Origin of the sequence: uncultured Paraglaciecola sp., from assembly GCF_913020055.1 — a bacterium.
Lineage (GTDB): Bacteria > Pseudomonadota > Gammaproteobacteria > Enterobacterales > Alteromonadaceae > Paraglaciecola.
Map to the genome: position 1 here is coordinate 1 of NZ_CAJWCF010000034.1, position 18987 is coordinate 18987.

At 38.4% G+C, this 18987-nt stretch carries 20 protein-coding genes; 7 read left to right on the forward strand and 13 right to left on the reverse strand.

What is annotated here, in order from left to right:
- Positions 1–810, reverse strand: an 810-nt coding sequence (locus QZ488_RS09200; RefSeq protein WP_293747850.1) for a Wzz/FepE/Etk N-terminal domain-containing protein, incomplete at its 3' end; no start/stop codon positions are given.
- A 361-nt stretch (positions 811–1171) separates the two neighbouring features.
- Between QZ488_RS09200 and wecA the strand changes: the two genes are divergently transcribed.
- Positions 1172–2221, forward strand: coding sequence for a UDP-N-acetylglucosamine--undecaprenyl-phosphate N-acetylglucosaminephosphotransferase (gene wecA, locus QZ488_RS09205; protein ID WP_293747852.1), 1050 nt, complete (start codon positions 1172–1174; stop codon positions 2219–2221).
- Between the two features lie 375 nt (positions 2222–2596).
- On the opposite strand, the gene QZ488_RS09210 is transcribed toward wecA, so the two are convergent.
- The 4 genes from QZ488_RS09210 to QZ488_RS09225 form a co-directional block, all read right to left on the reverse strand.
- Entirely contained in the window at positions 2597–4693 is a 2097-nt protein-coding gene (locus QZ488_RS09210) for a YjbH domain-containing protein (protein WP_293747854.1), read from the reverse strand.
- Between the two features lie 29 nt (positions 4694–4722).
- Positions 4723–5403: a capsule biosynthesis GfcC family protein gene (locus QZ488_RS09215; RefSeq protein ID WP_293747856.1), complete on the reverse strand. Its 681-nt coding sequence runs from the start codon at positions 5401–5403 to the stop codon at positions 4723–4725.
- Positions 5404–5481: 78 nt separating this feature from the next.
- On the reverse strand, positions 5482–6168 hold the full coding sequence (locus QZ488_RS09220) for a YjbF family lipoprotein (protein WP_293747858.1): 687 nt from the start codon (positions 6166–6168) through the stop codon (positions 5482–5484).
- Between the two features lie 86 nt (positions 6169–6254).
- Positions 6255–6686, reverse strand: coding sequence for a hypothetical protein (locus QZ488_RS09225; RefSeq protein ID WP_293747860.1), 432 nt, complete (start codon positions 6684–6686; stop codon positions 6255–6257).
- 361 nt (positions 6687–7047) lie between these two features.
- Here QZ488_RS09225 and QZ488_RS09230 point away from each other — a divergent pair, with 361 nt between their 5' ends.
- The gene (locus QZ488_RS09230) at positions 7048–8388 is read left to right on the forward strand and encodes a UDP-glucose/GDP-mannose dehydrogenase family protein (protein ID WP_293747862.1); all 1341 of its coding nucleotides are present in this window, start codon (positions 7048–7050) and stop codon (positions 8386–8388) included.
- Between the two features lies 1 nt (position 8389).
- Complete coding sequence (galU, locus tag QZ488_RS09235; RefSeq protein ID WP_293747864.1) at positions 8390–9283, forward strand: UTP--glucose-1-phosphate uridylyltransferase GalU; 894 nt, start codon at positions 8390–8392, stop codon at positions 9281–9283.
- A 51-nt stretch (positions 9284–9334) separates the two neighbouring features.
- Here galU and QZ488_RS09240 read toward each other — a convergent pair whose 3' ends face one another.
- From QZ488_RS09240 to queF, 5 genes are all read right to left on the reverse strand, one after another.
- Entirely contained in the window at positions 9335–9637 is a 303-nt protein-coding gene (locus tag QZ488_RS09240; RefSeq protein ID WP_293747866.1) for a helix-hairpin-helix domain-containing protein, read from the reverse strand.
- A gap of 159 nt (positions 9638–9796) precedes the next feature.
- Entirely contained in the window at positions 9797–11599 is a 1803-nt protein-coding gene (locus QZ488_RS09245) for an HDOD domain-containing protein (RefSeq protein ID WP_293747868.1), read from the reverse strand.
- Between the two features lie 91 nt (positions 11600–11690).
- Entirely contained in the window at positions 11691–12065 is a 375-nt protein-coding gene (locus tag QZ488_RS09250; protein WP_293747870.1) for a DUF3192 domain-containing protein, read from the reverse strand.
- 110 nt (positions 12066–12175) lie between these two features.
- Entirely contained in the window at positions 12176–13534 is a 1359-nt protein-coding gene (gene ppnN, locus QZ488_RS09255) for a nucleotide 5'-monophosphate nucleosidase PpnN (protein ID WP_293747872.1), read from the reverse strand.
- A gap of 44 nt (positions 13535–13578) precedes the next feature.
- Positions 13579–14418, reverse strand: a complete 840-nt coding sequence (gene queF, locus QZ488_RS09260; protein ID WP_293747874.1) for an NADPH-dependent 7-cyano-7-deazaguanine reductase QueF — start codon at positions 14416–14418, stop codon at positions 13579–13581.
- Between the two features lie 137 nt (positions 14419–14555).
- Between queF and syd the strand changes: the two genes are divergently transcribed.
- Complete coding sequence (gene syd, locus QZ488_RS09265) at positions 14556–15113, forward strand: SecY-interacting protein (RefSeq protein WP_293747876.1); 558 nt, start codon at positions 14556–14558, stop codon at positions 15111–15113.
- Here syd and QZ488_RS09270 read toward each other — a convergent pair.
- A complete protein-coding gene (locus QZ488_RS09270) occupies positions 15110–15406 on the reverse strand; it encodes a hypothetical protein (RefSeq protein WP_293747878.1) in 297 nt (98 codons plus the stop codon). The two genes, syd and QZ488_RS09270, sit on opposite strands and share 4 nt — an antisense overlap.
- Before the next feature lie 196 nt (positions 15407–15602).
- Between QZ488_RS09270 and QZ488_RS09275 the strand changes: the two genes are divergently transcribed.
- From QZ488_RS09275 to QZ488_RS09285, 3 genes are all read left to right on the forward strand, one after another.
- Positions 15603–15971 (forward strand): DUF3192 domain-containing protein, encoded by a 369-nt coding sequence (locus tag QZ488_RS09275; RefSeq protein ID WP_293747880.1) that lies wholly within the window; start codon positions 15603–15605, stop codon positions 15969–15971.
- 165 nt (positions 15972–16136) lie between these two features.
- The gene (locus QZ488_RS09280) at positions 16137–16787 is read left to right on the forward strand and encodes a GNAT family N-acetyltransferase (protein WP_293747882.1); all 651 of its coding nucleotides are present in this window, start codon (positions 16137–16139) and stop codon (positions 16785–16787) included.
- 526 nt (positions 16788–17313) lie between these two features.
- On the forward strand, positions 17314–17475 hold the full coding sequence (locus QZ488_RS09285; protein ID WP_293747884.1) for a hypothetical protein: 162 nt from the start codon (positions 17314–17316) through the stop codon (positions 17473–17475).
- A gap of 68 nt (positions 17476–17543) precedes the next feature.
- Here the strand turns inward: QZ488_RS09285 and QZ488_RS09290 are convergent, their stop codons facing one another.
- Both QZ488_RS09290 and QZ488_RS09295 read right to left on the reverse strand, forming a co-directional pair.
- Positions 17544–17849, reverse strand: coding sequence for a DUF3301 domain-containing protein (locus QZ488_RS09290; protein ID WP_293747886.1), 306 nt, complete (start codon positions 17847–17849; stop codon positions 17544–17546).
- Complete coding sequence (locus tag QZ488_RS09295) at positions 17846–18871, reverse strand: DUF3549 family protein (protein WP_293747888.1); 1026 nt, start codon at positions 18869–18871, stop codon at positions 17846–17848. The genes QZ488_RS09290 and QZ488_RS09295 overlap by 4 nt, the downstream gene beginning before the upstream one ends.
- Positions 18872–18987 lie beyond the last annotated feature (116 nt).

Here is an 18987-nt window from a genome sequence, read left to right on the forward strand (position 1 = left end):
CTTTTCGGGCACAACTGCGGGCGCAATAGTTTTAAAAACATACTCTTCTCTTGATTCAGCCAACATCAATACTTTGGTTTGTTCCTCAATTAATTGATAAAAGGTTTCATGCATATTTATATTTTTTGTTTGACCTATTGCTTTTTGCAAATAATCGATACTTGTTTTCGCTTCATTCTTGTCTTCGTTCCTTAATTCTTCATTAATATCTTTCAACAATAAATTTAACCATCTCACCGACATGTGAGGTGAATAAAACTCAATCGAAATAGATATGAAACCACTTTTAGGATCTTTATTGACTTCCATTATTTCTAGAAATGCTTCATATATTTCTTGCGGTGAAGGCGCGTTTGACCGAGGTGGTTCCGGCTCTCGCAACCACTTATCGTTTTTTTCGTCATATATATCTTCATCAATAATTAATTTATATGTTATTGGTTCGCTGCTCTTTGCAGCCATAAGTGGAATAACTAAATTGTGATTGAAAACAAAATCGTTGATAAAGCGTTGTGATTTGATTACTTCAAGTGCGATGGCTGCTTTGTCTGGTCCTTGCGATTTACCTACATTAATACCCGCAATACTAGCTAATCCTCCCAAATTTTTAGCTAATGAGCCTAAATCACCTTGTTCATCTTGATTTGCGACAGTTAATACTTTAGCTGTGTATAGGTTTGGCAATTTAATTGCGATAATTACTGAAACAATGCAGAATATTGAGCCCGTAATAATTATTATTAATTTTTTCTTAAAGACTTCATCCCAAACTTGGGTTAAAGATATTTCATCTGCATGTTTTGTCGACATTTATAACACCTAAATACTTTTACTATGGATAAACAGTAGATTGAAATTATACCATCATCAGTTGTTTAAACACTTGGTTAATATTCTCTGACACGCAACTTTTAATAGGTTGGTGTATATTTTGTTCAATATTGCCATTTCTAGTTTATCTGATTTTTGCAATGCACAACATATTGTGTGCGATTAGTAAAATACTGGTAAATGTAGCGAATTTTGTAAGGAGTTTATTTAAATATTAATGAGTTGAAATTTGTTACGGTTTTGCTTCTAAGAAGTTGCTATAGTATACGTAAGAACAACATGCTTTACGTTGAAAGGTATGCTCACATTGATTATTGTATTTTAGGAGCTGGGATATTTAATGGAATTAATATCTAATACTATATTTGCTTGGGCATTTGCCATTGCTTGTTTGGCGATTGTTGGGCTTAGGCCTATTGCGGCTAATATAGGTTTAGTTGATAGGCCAAATGCACGGAAACGTCATCTTGGTCACGTGCCTCTTATCGGCGGCATAGCTATTTATTTTACTCTCTTAGTTGCATCACAATTATTTTTGCCTAAATCTCAATTGATAAACCTTTATTTAATTTCCTGTTCTTTCATGGTGTTAATTGGAGGTTTAGATGATTTCTATGATGTAAGTGCTAAAATTCGCCTAGTTGCACAATTACTTATCGCTTCAATTCTAGTGCTCGGAGCAGGGCATGCTCTGTATGATATGGGAAACCTTTTGGGGTTTGGTAATGTGCACTTAGGTATATTTGCTTTGCCAGTTACGTTGCTGGCTGTTGCTACTGCGATTAATGCCTTTAATATGACAGATGGTATAGATGGCTTAGTCGGAGTGCTTGGTTTTGTAACATTTACTAGTTTGTGTGTTCTTTTTTATTGGGCCAATAATGTAGAGCTATTTACTATTTCGGCAATCTTTGTAGCTGCATTATCTGCTTTTCTATTATTTAACTTAGGTGGTTTGCGACGAATCTTTGGAAAGATATTCATGGGTGACGCAGGCAGTATGATGATAGGTTTAAGTGTTATTTGGTTGCTGGTTTTAGGAACTCAAAATGGAGAGGTAAGTTTCCGGCCCGTTACTGCACTTTGGATAATTGCTATTCCTTTGATGGATATGTTTGCCGTGATGCATAGAAGGGTTAAAAAAGGAAAATCACCGTTGTCTGCGGATCGAGACCACTTACATCATATATTTATGCGCTTTGGTTTCTCGTCAAAAAGTGCGTTGTTGGCTATCAGTATGCTTTCGATAACTATGGCATGTTTTGGATTAGCTGGTGAATATTATGAAATTCCTGAAGGGTTAATGTTGTTGTTTTTTGTTTTTATTTTTATTGTATATGATTATTCGTTTATTCATATATGGAAAATTTCCCGTTGGTTTAGAAAGTAAAATCCTTGATTAAATTATTGAACGAAGCTTTTGCTAGATATCTCTAATCGAAATTTTTTCCCGCTTTCCACTCACATTAATTATTGTTCTTTTATGTACTTATTAGATTGAAAAATTGAAAAGTATTAGTTTGTTTGGGGACGTTTTAAGGTTATCTGAAATTTCCAAAATTTAGCCTCTCTTGGTTGAAATCCCAGACTAAATTATTTTAATAAGGCTGTTTTTGAGCGTATTTGTTGGCGGGTTATAGTAGCCTTCAGGCCACAGATTGTATTAGCTACTCGTTGATTGTCAAAGTGTCCGAATTATGTGGTATCCATTGTCAAAAACTTACGCAAACGTTGCTACAACTTAAATCAAAGCGTAAGTATTCAATTAATTGAAAAGCGAGCGAGCTTCTGTGGTGTTATATAGTGTAATTGGTCGTATCAATGCCTGACCTCCATCACGCGCTATGGGTATCCAAGGTAATCGACCTTGGCCTTTTGATGGTTTAAGTGAGAATAAGTCGAAAGGAATGGATAAGTAAAAGCCTTTAGTAAAGCTTCCTTCGCCATACTCTTCTGAACTGACGTTAGTAAATGCAGCATATGCGCCAACTACTATTCCACTGTCAAAACGTTTTGCAAAATCGACAGTTACACCTTTGTCTTTAGCCAAGTATTGCCCGATATTAAAGGTGATTTGGGTTTTGGGTAAAAATGATGGTTGCCAATATATATTAGCGTGGCCAGTCAAAACTTTGTAGTCAAAAAAATCAAAGTCGTTTTCGTAGGAACGCTGCTGTACATAATTGATATCAAAACCAAACGACAGATTGCTATCAACTGGGCGATAAAGTAGTTCGGCACCGGCACCTCCGAACATGGTTTCCAGATACCCACCGTAAACTTGCGCATATAGGTTAGGAGCAATTCGGCCATTCCAATGTAAAAATAGATTCTCCATGGTGACTTCACGGTTAGATACATATTCTCGAGCATTGCTTCGCACTCTAGGTAAACTGCTTTTGGCGCGATCTGTAGTGAAAGTAAATTTTTCAAAATTTTCAAATAAATTGGCTTTAATCGTACCCGCTATACTGCTTTTACCATTAAAACTATATCCACCGTTTATTAAGACACCAGCTTGGTATAGATAGAAATCTTCTGGGTTACCAAAAGTTTGGATCCAGAAAGCTTCGATGCCGCTGAAAAAGCCAGCGGTGTTTAACGGAGTATAATTGTCAACGGATACTTGGCTGAGATCTTGACGTCGGTATGTACTCGCCATGTTGGGTTCAAGAGTCTGATACTTGGCTTGTTTCTTAAACGCGTCAGCATCAATTACTGTTTCAACTAAAGGAATAGACCCTGCTGTACTGACAATTTGATAGGTTTTTACAGTCTCTGGTAGTTCAAACGCCATAATGCGGCCCATGCGCTCTATGGCTTCATTTTTATTTCGGTAACTAATCTGTTGGCCGTAAACTGTAAGTGAATCTTCTTCGAAGCGAGAGTCATCTAACGCAAAACCCGCTTGATAATATAGATCTTCAATGAGGCGATTACGGTTTGTTTGTGTTATTGGAAAGTTATTGGCTTTAACTTTAAGTTGCCGAGGTTGATTATCAACCTTAACTTGGCGAAGAGTATGTAAATTAAAATTATAATTGACACCAAAACCTATAGTATTTCCTCTTTGATAATTGATGCTGAAGTCAAAGTTTTTCCAACTATAGGCTGCACCTATATTCCAGCGGCTTTCTTGTTTTAACTCACCCGCTCTGTCATTTATGTAGTTATTACCCTCGTACTCCAATTTTATTCGTAATGGCGCCCACGGAGTTTGATACTCTAACCCTCCAAATATTGAGGCAGGTCCTTTGAAAAAACGCTGATAATCTATTTTTCCACCAAGACCAGAAAATCCTCCCGGCCTTTTACAAAAGCTATCTCTGAGATCACATAATGGGTTGGAGGTATTATCTGTAGTACCTAAATATCCCCAACCCATATTGAGATGGAAGTCGAAGTCACCATATTTTTTACTTAGTCCTACAAACTCACTTTCAAAAAAACCCGTTCCACCAAAATCTCTAAAACCTACGGACAGCTCCGGAAGGTAATAACTTTCCTCTATTAATCTGAACTTTACGTCAATGCCTTTATCTTTTAGAGTCTGGTCACCGCTAAAGCCTGGGAATGGACTATATAAACGAGTGCGTACATCAGTGTAACGCACTGTTGATTGTAACCATGGGAATAACTGTAAGGTTGCTGACCAGAAGCGGTACTCATCGTTATCGGTATAACTTACATGTAAGTCACCTTCTGCCAACATACGTGATGTTGGGGTTTGTATAAGGCCAGTTCCACCGTGCACCATCAAAGAGCTTCCCATTGGTGAGAGATTCCAGGCTTCGTTAGGCTCTTGAGCTTGTATTGATGCAGAAAACATAAATGCGGTGATAAAGAATAAATACAATTTCATAAGTTTGTTGTTTGTCTTCTTAGAGCTCATTACTGCAACCTATTTAGGGCTAATGTTATTATTTGTTGGTTGATAGTAGTGAATTCTGGCTGAAACAAAGATTGCTTAAAGGGAACAAATAGTTGGCTACCAGGCATGACCTCTTGATGGGCTTTATTCCAATAAGCGACAGTAGCTTCCATTTTTCGACCGTCTGCCTGAATAAGTATTGCGTAGTCTTGATTGGCCAAGTCAGTTCTAATTTGGTCAGTAATATAATGACTGACATCGGTATGACCTAAATGGGGGGTAAGCCTGGTTTTATTGATTGCGCCAAACAGTTGTACAGTATTCTTTCTTTCAGTAAGTTCTAAAAAATATTTTCCTTGAGGAAGTAAAGGGTTTGCCACAGCTGAGATGCGAGCTAATTCGTAATCTATTTTAATAGGCAGTCTTTGCGCTAAACGCCAATTGGTTATCGTTTTTTTTAGTTGCTCTAACGATGCTACTAGATTTGGATTTTCAGCTTGGTATCGTTTGATGACAACAGAAAGATTATTAATTAATAACTGACGTGTTTTTTCAAGTTCATTATTGTCTACTTGAAACAAGGCCGCACTCGGCCAATACCAACTCTGCGTATTTGCAAAGGGGGCTAAAACTTCAACTAAACGTGGTTCGTTAGTAAATTCATATTGTTCCTGATCTACAGTCACAGTTACCGCAGCCATTGAGGTTACCATTGTAAAGTTGCTTAACAATAATAAGCATATTATTAACGGGTTTTTCATTATTGTTTTATCCGATGACTATTGATTTAAACGCGCTATTCTACTTAGATAAGTGATTTTAAGTGATTCAGATACTGGGGATATCTTCTGTATACTTTTTATTAGCCCCCCATTTTTGGTAAACCAAAAATGATTTTCCCAACTGCTGACTAAACGAACGTAATCAGAGGGGGCGTCATAATATACAGTTTCAACATAGTACATTGTATCTAAGTTGAGGTTTAAGGCTTGCAAGGTATCTTGTTTAGCTTGGCTGAAAATTGATTTTATCGGATAGCCGTATTCATCACCTGTTCGGTCTGCTATACGTAACCATGAGTCTGGCAGTTGACTACTTTGTGAATCATCCGCTAATAATTTGAGTGGGTCATTTTCTATATTTGATAAATACAGCAGATTGTCACTAAAGCCTATAGTACGTATTAAACGACCCTTATGCATAATGAGCATGGCGTTATCAGTTGACACCCACTTATGTTGTCCGTTTTCTATGTAGGCTAACGCCATTATAGCGGCTGCTCGATCTCCGCGTTTGACTGAAATAATATCAACTTCTGATTGTTGCACTTCATCAAGTGTTTTTTGTGCATCAACTTGTTCTGCAAATGCAATTTGTAATGTTTGATAATATGCCTTGTAAGTGCCGCTGCAACTGCTTATTAATGTTGCAATTAATGCACTGAACAGTAACGTTTTTACTTTCATGTTCGGTTTTGCGTCCGGGGGAAGGGGGACTAAAAAATATCAATAAAAAAAGCCGCCTCATGGCGGCTTTCTGAATATCTAAATTCCTACAATGTAGTCGTAGCTGTAACTGTTACAGGAGGAGTCATAGTATTAGTTACAGTGTTCGTTACTGTGCTGGTTACTGTTGTTGTTACTGTGGTGGTAGTGGTGACTGGAACACATTCCCCGTCTACCAATTCTTCACCAGCTTCACAAACTGGCACGACGGTGTCAGGAACACACACGCCGTCAACCAATACTTCTCCAGTTCCACAAACAGGATCGATAGGACCAACAGGTTCAGGGGTCACATTCCCTCGATTATTCATCACCATAGCGGCTAACACCCCAGCACCAATAACGCCAACAACAATCTTTTCTTTTTTCATATCGCCAGATGCAGAGCTAGACGCAGAACTTCCGCCTGGATTTTCCTGAGCAAATGCAGAACCTATTAGACATAAAGCTGCAGTTGCTGCCATAAGAATTTTTTTCATAATACTTCCTTGGATATAAATTTATTTATTTCACACATGAGCGTAGTTTAATTGAATACCCTAGCCAGCTCAATAGTTATTCGTAAATTGGCAGTTAAATTAGAAGAATATTCTCAATATCTTAGCGAATTTTGCGTGTTTACTGGGATTATCTCATCTGTAAGCTAAATTGTGTGACCATAACTACAAGAAGTTCCTGAAATAGAGTAGTTAACTTGACGCTAAAGCCTAATAAATCATTTAAGCACATACACTCGAGTCATTACTTGCGTTTAGAGCCTATTTTTGCTCTTATTGCTTCCATTTTTTATATAAATTTAAGCATAATATGCTGAAAATTAAATTAAGGGATCTTAGTTAGATGAAAGTAACAGTATTTGGGATTGGATATGTGGGATTAGTGCAAGCAGCAGTGATGGCTGAAGTGGGTCACGATGTTGTGTGTATTGATATTGATCAAAATAAAGTTGACCGCTTGAAAGAAGGGCATATCCCTATTTATGAGCCAGGTTTAACTCCTCTAGTTCAGTCAAACTATGAAGCAGGTCGAGTCGATTTTTCTACCGATGCGGCTCTTGGTATCGAACATGGTGAAGTGATCTTTATTGCTGTGGGCACCCCTCCTGATGAAGATGGTTCAGCTGATCTCAAATATGTATTAGCAGTGGCTGAGACCATAGCAACCCACATGCAGTCGCACAAAATTGTTATTAACAAGTCTACTGTGCCAGTTGGCACTGCAGATAAGGTAAAAGCTAAAATAAACAGTACTTTATCTAACACAGGTAAATCTGTTACTTATGATGTGGTATCTAACCCTGAGTTTTTAAAAGAAGGGGCAGCGGTGAATGACTGTATGCGCCCTGACCGAATAATTTTAGGTACCGACAGCGAAACGGCTGAGAAAAAGCTTCGTGAGTTGTATTCACCTTTTAATCGTAACCATGACAAAATTATTGTCATGGATATCCGTAGTGCCGAACTAACTAAGTATGCGGCTAATTGTATGTTGGCCACCAAAATTAGTTTTATGAACGAAATGGCTAACCTTGCAGAAGTATTTGGTGCGGATATTGAAAATGTGCGTCGCGGCATCGGTTCTGATCCGCGCATAGGTTACCAGTTCATCTATCCTGGCTGTGGTTATGGTGGCTCATGTTTCCCTAAAGATGTGCAAGCGCTTGCTCGTAGTGCAACCGCTGCGGGTTATACCGCTAGAGTATTGGAAGCCGTTGAGGAAGTGAATTATGCGCAAAAGGAAAAGTTATTTGAGTATATTTCTCGTCACTTTTCTAGCGATTTAAAAGGTAAGACAGTGGCATTGTGGGGATTATCATTTAAGCCCAACACAGATGACATGCGTGAAGCATCGAGCCGGGTTCTTATGGAAAAATTGTGGGCTGCAGGAGCCAGTGTTAAAGCATACGATCCTGAGGCGATGGAAGAGACCCAACGTATTTACGGTGGTCGTGATGACCTAACGCTAATGGGCACTAAAGAGGCTGCATTAGAAGGCGCAGACTTTTTGGTAATATGTACTGAATGGCAAGCTTTTAGAGCGCCAGATTTTGAATTGATAAAGCAGAAGTTGTCTATGCCTCTGCTGTTTGACGGGCGTAATTTGTTCGAACCTAAACTGATGATGGAATACGGATTGCATTATTACGCTATAGGTCGCGGTTTATCAGTAAAGGAACACTAATATGAGTCAAGTAAAAAAAGCAGTTATCCCCGTAGCAGGATTGGGAACAAGAATGCTTCCAGCCACTAAGGCTATTCCTAAAGAAATGCTACCAGTGGTGGATAAACCTCTTATCCAATATGTAGTGGCTGAGTGTGTTGCAGCGGGGATCAAAGAAATCATATTGGTTACCCATGCGAGTAAAAACAGTATCGAAAACCATTTTGATACAAGTTTTGAACTTGAAGCCACATTGGAGAAAAGGGTTAAGCGTCAATTATTAGAGGCCGTACAAGCTATTTGTCCTAAAGACGTGACGATTATGCATGTACGTCAAGGCGTAGCAAAAGGCTTAGGCCATGCCGTGTTGTGTGCTCGTCCTATGGTAGGTGATGCACCCTTTGCGGTGGTGCTACCGGATGTGATTATCGATGAATACACTAGTAACCTTAAAAAAGACAATTTAGCGGATATGGTGGCTAAGTTTAATACTAGCCGCGTTAGCCAGATTATGGTTGAGCAAGTTCCTCACGAAGATGTGAGTAAATATGGCGTAGTTGATTTAGAAGGCCTGGAGTTGAAACAAGGCGAGTCGGGCAAAATTCACGGAATGGTGGAAAAACCGGACTTAGAAGATGCTCCTTCTGATTTGGCTGTAGTGGGCCGTTATGTGTTGTCTGGAAAAATTTGGGATTTACTAGAATTCACTCCTCCGGGAGCTGGTGACGAAGTGCAGCTTACAGATGCCATATCATCTCTTATGAAAACAGAACAAGTTGATGCCTATTATATGAAAGGTAGAAGCCATGATTGTGGCAGCAAATTAGGCTATATGACTGCAAATGTCGAATATGCTTTGCGTCACCCCGAGTTAGGTGACGAATTTAAATCATTCCTATCAGGCTTAAAGCTATAATAAACAGGCCGCTCACTGTAATAGTGAGCGGCCTAAATTTTGAACCGATTTCTAGCTGGCTTTTACTTGGCCTTTCAGTTTACCAAGCATTTTTTTACCTATACCTTTTACATTTACCAGATCGTCTACTGATTTAAATTTACCATTCTTTTTTCGATATTCGATGATGGCGGCAGCTTTTTTCTTGCCAACACCCGGCAAAGAAACTAATTGCTCTAAAGACGCTGTATTCAAGTTGACCATAGTCATTTTCTTTTGACTCATTTTACTTTTTGCCGTTTCAGCAATTGCATTATTGGCATAAGTGGTCATAAATACGCTGGAAAGTAATAATATAAAGATGAGTTTTTTCATAGATAAATTCCTTCTTGTTGATTCCATGTCGATGCAAATGCATCAAAATAAACATAGTAGAAACGGTTTAGTTCGTAAAGTAATCCACTGAATGTCTTATTGAATGAAAGCTCTTTGTGTTTTTGTCAGGTCATCTTAGTGTTGGCGGGTGGTTAGTATTTACGCTAGCTCACAGTAAACGTTTGTTCGTGTGGCTATGTTATTCATCATATCTATTAACGCTGCTTGGTTTATACCTAACTCAACTAATCCAGCATTAAAGTATAAAGTCGTCTCCTTGCTGCGCGTGGTTTCTGAAAAGTAATGTTCTTGGGCGAGAATCAATCCAAACCCAATTAGATAACAAAGTTGACGAGTAGAATATTTTATTTCTTTACTTTGCTCAATCAAATCGTAGTGCTGCAAAACATCTAATATTTGTTCGTTTTGTTGCCATGCGTTCGCAAGTAAAAAAGCATCATTTTTTAGACTGTCGGTGTTTTTTACTTTAACTAAGCTTGCCACCTCAAAACTAGGTGATGTGGAAGTTGACCAATGGATCAAGGTTCGAACAGCCGGTAGGGTAAATAATCTAGACACAACAAAATTGGCCGTTGTACTGGCTAGTTCAGGTGACACAAGTTTGGTTTCGTCTGCCAACGTTCTGGTAATAAATACAAAAAACTGACTGAAATTTACCAGTCTTTGTTGTATGGGAAAGTACTGTTGGTTAAGCCGAGACATTAAAGAGTGTTGCAATAAAATACTATTAGCGCGTTCGAAACCTAACATGGCTAAACATTGTTTACTATTTTGAATGGGTTGTTTTTGCCGGTTGTTAACAGAAGCAGAAATTTGCAATTGGTGAGCGTAGGCCGGCTCATTTTCTATGGCTTTAACAATTACAGCAATATTAGCATTAACATGATTGAGTTGATCTTGAACAACTAATAAGGATGCAGGAGCCGCCTGCATTGGTAATGTTGAATCAAAAGCAGTTATTTGTTGATGCTCACTTTTATGTGAAAACCACTCTTTCAAGTCGGTATGCCACCATTGACTAAGTCGGTTAAAGCTATTTAGTTGCTGACAAGGATAATTCTGTATCACTTGTTTAAAAGGAGTGAGTTGAATAGCCAGTTTATCTGATTCGGCTGCAACAGGCTGTTTGCTAGGTAAAGGTTTAGTGACTAATCCGTTAACACTTATTGATAACACTATCTGTATTGAACCATCTCGCAATCTAAGATAACTACCTGGTGGTGATACGCTTGGGTATCGTAACAAAGGAATAATTAACGCATACCATTTAGGACAGCACTTTAGGCTTAAATCCTTGATGGCGAGAGCAAAGCTAATAGGTTGTTTATGTTTATTGGGAGTACATAACAACGCCAGTTTGTTGGCAATGAAAGATAAAGCAGAAATGGGAGTCGTTAGACTGGTTCGAGGGTAAGTATTTAAATGAATGTATGAGCAAAGTTGATAATTGGACAACCATATATTCTGTTGATTAGTTTTTAATAATTGAGCAAACTTTGAGTTTTTTTGGCCGATTGTTTTGGTTACTGACTTTTTATGGTCGATATCTGTTTGGTTATACTTTTCTAATGTTGCTTGCTCTAGCGCATAGATACTTAACGAACCGCACATTAATTGGATTGTAACTGACGGGTCAAATTTGTTTCTAACCGCGACTAAACACGTTAGTACTGCTGAATTAAACGCGAGGTTGACGACATAGGGTAGTTGAGGTTTATACAGTTGTGGTTGCGCAAAAATTAAGTCGGGTTGCGCCTTGGCGGTGGCATACAATTTTTTGCAAAAATCATGGGATGCTTTGAGTATATTTCTGTCTAATGTCCCGCAGCGATAAATTTTGAATAACTTTACCAGAGCAATGTACTGCTGCTTAACTATTTCCGCTGGCATGGCAGCCGTAGTGTCCGAAGAGCTTGCATCTGTTGTCGAGATTGAATTCATTTATTTGGATAGTCAAACTTCACATGTTTGGCCTTGAACAAGTACATTTTAAGAAACATTCCGGCGACATATTCAAGGTTAGCAAGCCTACTTAACCATCAACAAAAGATTGATAGGCACTGTCGCCCCAAGCTATTAGCTCGTTATTCTCAAAAAGTAGCGCAGTACATTCGTCTTCAGTAGTAATACCATCGGCTTTTTTGTGCTGAGTACGATAAAACATGACTTGAAGCTCTATATTATCGTTGCGTTTGGCTTCAGTAATATCTGGGCTACCTAACAACTCAAGTATTTGTTTTTTCTGTAGGCCCAATTCAAGCTTAGATATCTGAACTTTGTTGTATTGCTCACGATCTTTCCAATCCATATTTTGTGGGGTATCTGGATACAACATAATAACAGCCATAACAAATACAGCGTATAAACCAATACCAATACCAATTCTCTTTAGTACTTTTTTGTTCATGTTTTTCTTTCTAGTGTTGACCCAATCTAATCATATAAAAATAGTTGATCGATTGCAGCGAATTGAACGTGGATTTTAGTTAACTTAGCGTAATAAGCTCTATCTTTTAATTATTCAGTAATTTGATAGCAAGGTACATATTTGCTTCCTGGCAATTTCATTCTTTGCTGCTGAACAAAAGATTCTAACAATCCGTCCATCATTTCCATTAGTTTAGGATCTCCTTTTAGTTGAAACGGACCATGTTCTTTTATTAACACGACACCCTCTGACTTTACATTACCGGCTACTATCCCGGAGAAAACTTGTCTTAATGCTGCAGCAAGTTCGGTTTTGGGTTGGTCAAAATGTAAGTTGAGCTCTGCCATGCTAGAGTGATTTGGAATAAAAGGGCTCTGAAATTCTGCGGCAATTTTTAGCGACCAATTAAAATCATAAGAGTCACCCGTTTCCTTGCGATAATCTCTGACTAAACTTTGTTTCTGTTTAATAATTTGCGCAACTTTTGCTGCATCGCCTACCACTATCTCGTAAAGCTTCTGTGCATCAGGCCCCAAGGCCTCACCAATAAATTGATCAATGGACTCAAAGTAAGCCTTACTTTGTTCAGGTCCAGTGAGAATAATAGGTAATATTTGTTCTTCGTTTTGTGTATCTAACATGATTCCAATTAAATAAAGCAATTCTTCAGCAGTACCTGCGCCTCCTGGGAAAATGACAATTGCATGAGATAGCCGAATAAATGCCTCTAAGCGTTTTTCAATATCTGGCATTATGACAAGTTCATTAACTATCGCATTCGGCGGCTCAGCAGCAATGATCCCTGGTTCTGTTAAACCTAGGTAACGGCCATTTTTATAACGTTGTTTAGCATGCCCTATGGTGGCACCTTTCATTGGACCTTTCATTGCTCCAGGGCCACAACCTGTGCATATGTTCAGGTTTCGTAAGCCTAGTTGATATCCTACTTCTTTAGTATATTGGTATTCTACTGTACCGATTGAATGACCACCCCAACACACCACCATATTTAACTCTGCTGTGTTTTTTATAGTTTGCGCATGGCGTAGCATGTCAAACACGCTGTGCGTGATGTAATCAGAGTCGGCTAAAACATGTAAAGACTGAGCTGAATACTTAGCGCCCATATGTAATAAATCTCGCAGCACAGAAAATATGTGTTCATGTACACCTTTTATCAACTGCCCATCAACAAAAGCGTGAGCTGGTGGGTTAACTAACTCCACTTTTACGCCTCTTTCTCGGCTAATCAAATTGACTGCAAAATCATGGTGGGGAGCAAATATATTTTCACAGTCATCTATTTCAGCACCACTGTACAAAACAGCTAAGCAACAATTTCGAAACAATTTGTATAAGTCACTATCAGTAGATTCGCTAAGCAAGTTAACTTCTAGTTGCGATAGTTGGCTCATTGCGCCTAAAGGATTGAGTTGAATTTTGTGCATAATCACCTGAATTTATTGAGTTGTTTTTGTGTATATAGCTCGCTTTACTGTCTTGCCAGTCTAACTTCAGAATATATTTGTTCGAAGTTACTCCTAAACGGATTTATATCGAGTCCACCACGTCGGGTATATCTGGCATAGACACTTAACTTATTGGGTTTACAATTGGCCATAATGTCACAGAATATACGTTCAACACACTGTTCATGAAATTCATTATGTTGTCTAAATGAAATTAAGTAACGCAGTAACCCTTCGTGATTTATTTTTTGACCTTGATAACGAATTAAGACACTTCCCCAGTCAGGTTGATTGGTAATCAGACAATTTGATTTTAGCAGGTCACTCGTCAGCGTTTCTTCAACCTGTTGACCACTCGCTATTAAATGAGTTGTATCAAGTTGATAGTTTTCCACTTCAATATCTAACTCGTCGATTGATTCCCCATCTAATTGAGAAATTAGCATTTGAGAAAACTCAGTTGGTTTGAATAGTTTTACTTTTACCTTCTCTCCTGCGCATTGAGACAAGTCAGTTGTAAGCGCTTCAGTGACTGACTCGATTGAGTCGAAGTGACTTTGATTAAAGCTATTTAAATACAATTTAAAGGATTTTGACTCAACTAAGTTTGGCGAGGAGGCGGGCACTTCACAGCGCATAATCGCCACTTGTGGTTTACCTTTAGAATTCAGCCAAGATAATTCGTAGCCATTCCATCGGTCAGTCCCATAGAAAGGTAATTCAGAAGTTAAATTTAGTTCTGCTCGGTTCATACTTCTAGGCACTGCTTGTAACAAAGTTGGAGTGTATATTTCTATGTACTCGGTGACTTTGCCTAAACTTAATCCGTCAAGCGTTGCTTGTTTATCAATTTTTTCGCTCACAATGACTCTTTGTAATTCTGACTACTATATATTTATCAGTCTACCCCATGACACCATTGGTCAAAACCTTGAGATATCATTTTTTCAAAATGATGTTAGATTAGGCGGATAAAATGTGCTGTTGAATGAGAATGTTAATGAGTGAACGAGTGACCGCTGCGCTAGATAACTTTGTGCAAAGTTATTTGAGTACAGCTAAAGAAAACCCAGAGATGTTAATGGTTGAATATGACCAAGACTGGCCTTCAGATTGTTACACAAGTATTGGTAATTCAGGCGAAAGAGTGACGTGGCAACCTGTTAAACGCCCTAAAAAATCCAATTTTGATGATTTAGAAAAAGCATTAGACATGAAAATTCATAGTGATCTAATTAGTTATTATTCTGCATATTGGAGCGATAATTTAGGGGCTCAGACCAGTAAAGGCAATTTACAACTTTTACAGGCATGGAATCAAGACGACTTTGAACGATTACAGCAAAATTTAGTGGGTCACATATTAATGAAGAGAAGGTTGAAGCAACCTGAAACGTTATTTGTGGCATTGACTGATGAAGATGATTTCATTCTTACGGTTAATAATACCAGTGGCGAAGTGATGCTTGAGCAAGTCGGACTTATACCCAAAGAAGTCGTAGCGCCTAATCTAGCAGCTTTTATCCAGTCTTTGCAGCCATTGGCTACAGTAACTTAACTGTTTTTTTCTGCAGACATTTTGACCAATTCTTGCATTATAGAAGCGACTTGCTCTTCCAATTGAGTCACCCGTTTTTGTAACGATTGGTTGGTCGATGAACTACTACCCATTTGTTTGATTGGGGTTTTTGGGCGAGTGCTTGGGCTAGACTTCCAATTCTGCAAACCTTTAATCACTTCGGGAATTGACAGTGGGTGCTTTGACAAATTTCTGATTAAAGCCACTGAAGGTGTTTTTCCCTGTTCTGAAATGTCAAAACACAGATTGATAATGTAGTCGATATTACTCATTTTGTTGGTCAAAAATCCTAAATAGTTATCTGAAAAGCTAATGTCATTTTAAACAGTTGTTCTTGTAATCACCATATATTTATATAAAACAAAAGGTTAGCGTGTTGGCCTCAATTTTGAATACTTAATGCCAAAATGACTACCTTTAGTCATATATAGGCAAGTTACCAAAAATGAAAATATTAAGGAATTATCAATGAAAAATTTAGCAGTGGCCGCATTATTTGGATTATCACTAGGGTTGAGTGGGTGTGTTATTTCAGTAGACGGTGATGGTGATTATGGGCATCAATCTGATTGGCAAGATAAAGAACATAAAAACCGCAGACACATTTCAAAATTACAGCTAGATACAGGTTATGAACAAATTATAAGTCGTATGGGCATAGCAGAGTTCAATGAGTTTTATACCAAAGGCAATGACACATACCAGGTGTTATATTACCGCACACAACGTATCGACGGTGATGGAGTCACTACAAAAGACGAATGCACCCCTCTGGTATTTAAAAATTCTGCTTTGGTAGGTTGGGGCGAAAATGCCTACAATGCTATCAGTCATTAGTTAGTTTTGCTCACTGACTAGTTCAGTGGGCAATTAATTCCAACACACTCTGTGTTTTATCGAATGTTTAATTATTTGCAATAATTAAACATTCGATCCGTAACAAACTATTAACAAGTTAACATCCATAGGGTAGAGTGTTTGAAAAAATAACTGGCGCTAAACATGACCGAATTGCAAGAAGAACAAATCGCAGACGTAGATAACATCAAAGCCGTTTATTTGGCAGCCGAAGATCTAAAAATTGCCGCATCAATTTTGTACCTCGCTTATCATGATGACCCTTTATTTGTTGATATATTTCAATACGAAAAAGAGGGATATGAGTCTCGTTTACGTTCAGCAATTAGAGAAGAGTTAAACGCCTTTTGGTTGGCTAAACAACCTATGATTGGGTTGTTTGATGATGACCGATTGGTTGCCGTTGCTTGCTTAGTCAGTCCAGATGCTGAGTTAGGGCCGAATAGATTTTGGCATTGGCGATTGAAAATGCTTTTGACCGCAGGTTATTTTGGTACTAAACAAATGGTCGATAAAGAAACCAAGGTGCGTGATAGAGTGCCAGCTGAACACTTTCATATGTTGTCTTTAATTGGTGTGCACCCTGATCAACAAGATCACGGGTTAGGTCATGTTTTGATGAGCGCTATTGAAGGTATCATGTTAGAAGATCCAAATAGTGAAGGTATTAGCATGTACGTGACATTACCAAAATGTTTATCTTTTTTTGAGGACGGCCACTACAACTTAGTCGAAGAATTAGAAGTCGGGCATATTAAAGGGCATTTAATGTTCCGGCCTAGAGAAATACAATAAACTTGCCTGTAAGTATTTCCCCATCTCCGTGTAAGAGATTTCGTACAAAGGCGTAAGTGAAGTCCTCAATTACCATATGCTTAATACCTACTTGAATCCTAAGTTTATGTTTTATAACTGTTAATTTTCTGCAGCCAATTTTTATCCATCATATTTGTTTTGTTTTCTTTTTTACCCCCTCGCAAACTTTCTCAGATCCTCTATCTTTATAACCGTCACAAGGAAACACGACGAGTCAGGATGACATCAAGGATGAACTTGGAGATCTTCAAGGTTGAAGAAAATGCAACAAGGCTGCTGCATTAAACGGATTGGAACTCAGGATGAGTGCTTTACAAGGACTGTAAAGCTTATGGACTTGGATCACAAGGGAAGGTGCCTCGTATAGGATACGAGATAAAGGACAGGAGCTCAGGACGAGACTTTGTTGGGATAACAAAGAAAGGGAATTGGATACACAGTGACGTGAGGCTTGCGAAGGAATGGCAAGTTAAAGGAACAAGGACACACCGGGAAGGTGCCCCATTTGGATAAGTGGGATGAAAAGGATAAAGGACACACTCAGGAAGAGTGGCTCATCGGGATGATTGAGATTGGAGGGAAAGGGCGTAATACGGACATTCTCAGGATAGATTTTGCAAAGGACAGCAGAGAAGGACCCTCAAAATTCTTTAAGGGCGTGGCTTGATAAATTTCAAGTCATGCCTTTTTCATTTCTACCTACCGGTGATTATTAACCCTCGAACTTCACTCTAATCACTCAACTCGATAAGCGGGTGTGTCGATATTCTGTACTTTTAGACCAACCATCTTCACATAACCTTGATTGCTATCTTCTCCATTGCCAGAAAACTCAAACACAAAATCAGAGTGAAAGTCTAGTTTGCCTCTATAACTGCCAATACGGGTTTTGACTCTTGCAATACTAATCAGTTGTAATTGTTGTCGCTCACAGTAGGCATCCATCTGTGTTTTGACTGATTCTGATATGGCTCGAAAACGCCAAAACATGGCAGCTATTAAACAAATACCGATAAGTAAAATTAAATCAAATAAATTCATGTTGTTTTTTGACCAAATAGTTGACCTATGGCCAAGGTGAGTTGAGGGCTCTTTTCAGGCCAGCGTAATACCCCTAACATGCTTTCTCTTATTTCTGGTATTTGCACTAAGTCAGAATATAAACCAATAAATACGTTGTCTTTACAAACGGCCAATTGTTCAACATAAAGAGTCAAGTTGGCTGACTCTTTTAGGTATTGCCAATGTCGAGCAGCAATTAACATAAGTGTTAATCCTGTTTGCCCTTTTTTAGAATTGAGAACTGAAAATATCAGTGAGTTGACCGCGGCCTTAGCTTGGCTTTGACAGACTCCTCGAAGCACACTATGTAACCTTTTTTCATCTTTTACATCCTGCTGGTACCAGGTGATTAGTAACGCGCTGATATCTTCATCTATGGAATGGTTTTCTAACGATGAACATAAAGCATGTTGCATATCTGGTGCAAGGGCCAAAAATTGCTTTAATAAGAGTTGTTTACGATTGCCTTGCTGTATAGACGCAGCAAAATCTGCGATGCCCTGCATAGGAATAGTGCGCCAATCTTGATGCTCAGGAGTGGCGAAATATTGCTCAACCAAATTTAAGTGCTCTGACAGTGGGATCTCTAATTCTACCCGGCCGATACTATTAAAGTCAGCTAATTGTTGCTGATTAGGGACAAAGGTAAATGGGTTGTCAGGCAGTTGATTATTAGAATTACTTTTCTTTTCTAGAGTTTGGCCCAAAGCGTCTACGACTATTTGCAAAAACTGCTGTCTTGCTGCACCAATCACTAAGCCTTGTTCGTCTAAAGGTAATTTGACAAACCAAATATAGCGTTCATTACTTATTTTTTTGTTGAAAAACAATACCCCAAACCAAGCATGTTGTTGTCTGGGAAAGGGGGCAGGAATAGTCGCGTTTTCAATTTCTAAAAAAAGCTGTGACTCTAGAGGCCTAATGCCACGAGCCATGTCGAAAACTCTATAATCTGTGCCAGCTTGGAGTAAAAATTCGCTGATGGTATTGATCTGACTCATGTTATTCTGGAAACTTATTAAATATTAATCGGTTAGAAAAAAACGTGTTAGTTTTTTTCTCGGAAAACAGTTATTGATCATGCCACGTAGTCATAAGGAAGTCGAAATTCTAATAA

What these genes read in the sequence shown, in the direction of transcription:
- wecA (WP_293747852.1), top strand. Translation starts at nt 1,172, where the DNA reads ATGGAATTAATATCTAATACTATATTTGCTTGGGCATTTGCCATTGCT.
- QZ488_RS09210 (WP_293747854.1), bottom strand. Translation starts at nt 4,693, where the DNA reads ATGAAATTGTATTTATTCTTTATCACCGCATTTATGTTTTCTGCATCA.
- QZ488_RS09215 (WP_293747856.1), bottom strand. Translation starts at nt 5,403, where the DNA reads ATGGCTGCGGTAACTGTGACTGTAGATCAGGAACAATATGAATTTACT.
- QZ488_RS09220 (WP_293747858.1), bottom strand. Translation starts at nt 6,168, where the DNA reads ATGAAAGTAAAAACGTTACTGTTCAGTGCATTAATTGCAACATTAATA.
- QZ488_RS09225 (WP_293747860.1), bottom strand. Translation starts at nt 6,686, where the DNA reads ATGAAAAAAATTCTTATGGCAGCAACTGCAGCTTTATGTCTAATAGGT.
- QZ488_RS09230 (WP_293747862.1), top strand. Translation starts at nt 7,048, where the DNA reads ATGAAAGTAACAGTATTTGGGATTGGATATGTGGGATTAGTGCAAGCA.
- galU (WP_293747864.1), top strand. Translation starts at nt 8,390, where the DNA reads ATGAGTCAAGTAAAAAAAGCAGTTATCCCCGTAGCAGGATTGGGAACA.
- QZ488_RS09240 (WP_293747866.1), bottom strand. Translation starts at nt 9,637, where the DNA reads ATGAAAAAACTCATCTTTATATTATTACTTTCCAGCGTATTTATGACC.
- QZ488_RS09245 (WP_293747868.1), bottom strand. Translation starts at nt 11,599, where the DNA reads ATGAATTCAATCTCGACAACAGATGCAAGCTCTTCGGACACTACGGCT.
- QZ488_RS09250 (WP_293747870.1), bottom strand. Translation starts at nt 12,065, where the DNA reads ATGAACAAAAAAGTACTAAAGAGAATTGGTATTGGTATTGGTTTATAC.
- ppnN (WP_293747872.1), bottom strand. Translation starts at nt 13,534, where the DNA reads ATGCACAAAATTCAACTCAATCCTTTAGGCGCAATGAGCCAACTATCG.
- syd (WP_293747876.1), top strand. Translation starts at nt 14,556, where the DNA reads ATGAGTGAACGAGTGACCGCTGCGCTAGATAACTTTGTGCAAAGTTAT.
- QZ488_RS09270 (WP_293747878.1), bottom strand. Translation starts at nt 15,406, where the DNA reads ATGAGTAATATCGACTACATTATCAATCTGTGTTTTGACATTTCAGAA.
- QZ488_RS09275 (WP_293747880.1), top strand. Translation starts at nt 15,603, where the DNA reads ATGAAAAATTTAGCAGTGGCCGCATTATTTGGATTATCACTAGGGTTG.
- QZ488_RS09280 (WP_293747882.1), top strand. Translation starts at nt 16,137, where the DNA reads ATGACCGAATTGCAAGAAGAACAAATCGCAGACGTAGATAACATCAAA.
- QZ488_RS09290 (WP_293747886.1), bottom strand. Translation starts at nt 17,849, where the DNA reads ATGAATTTATTTGATTTAATTTTACTTATCGGTATTTGTTTAATAGCT.
- QZ488_RS09295 (WP_293747888.1), bottom strand. Translation starts at nt 18,871, where the DNA reads ATGAGTCAGATCAATACCATCAGCGAATTTTTACTCCAAGCTGGCACA.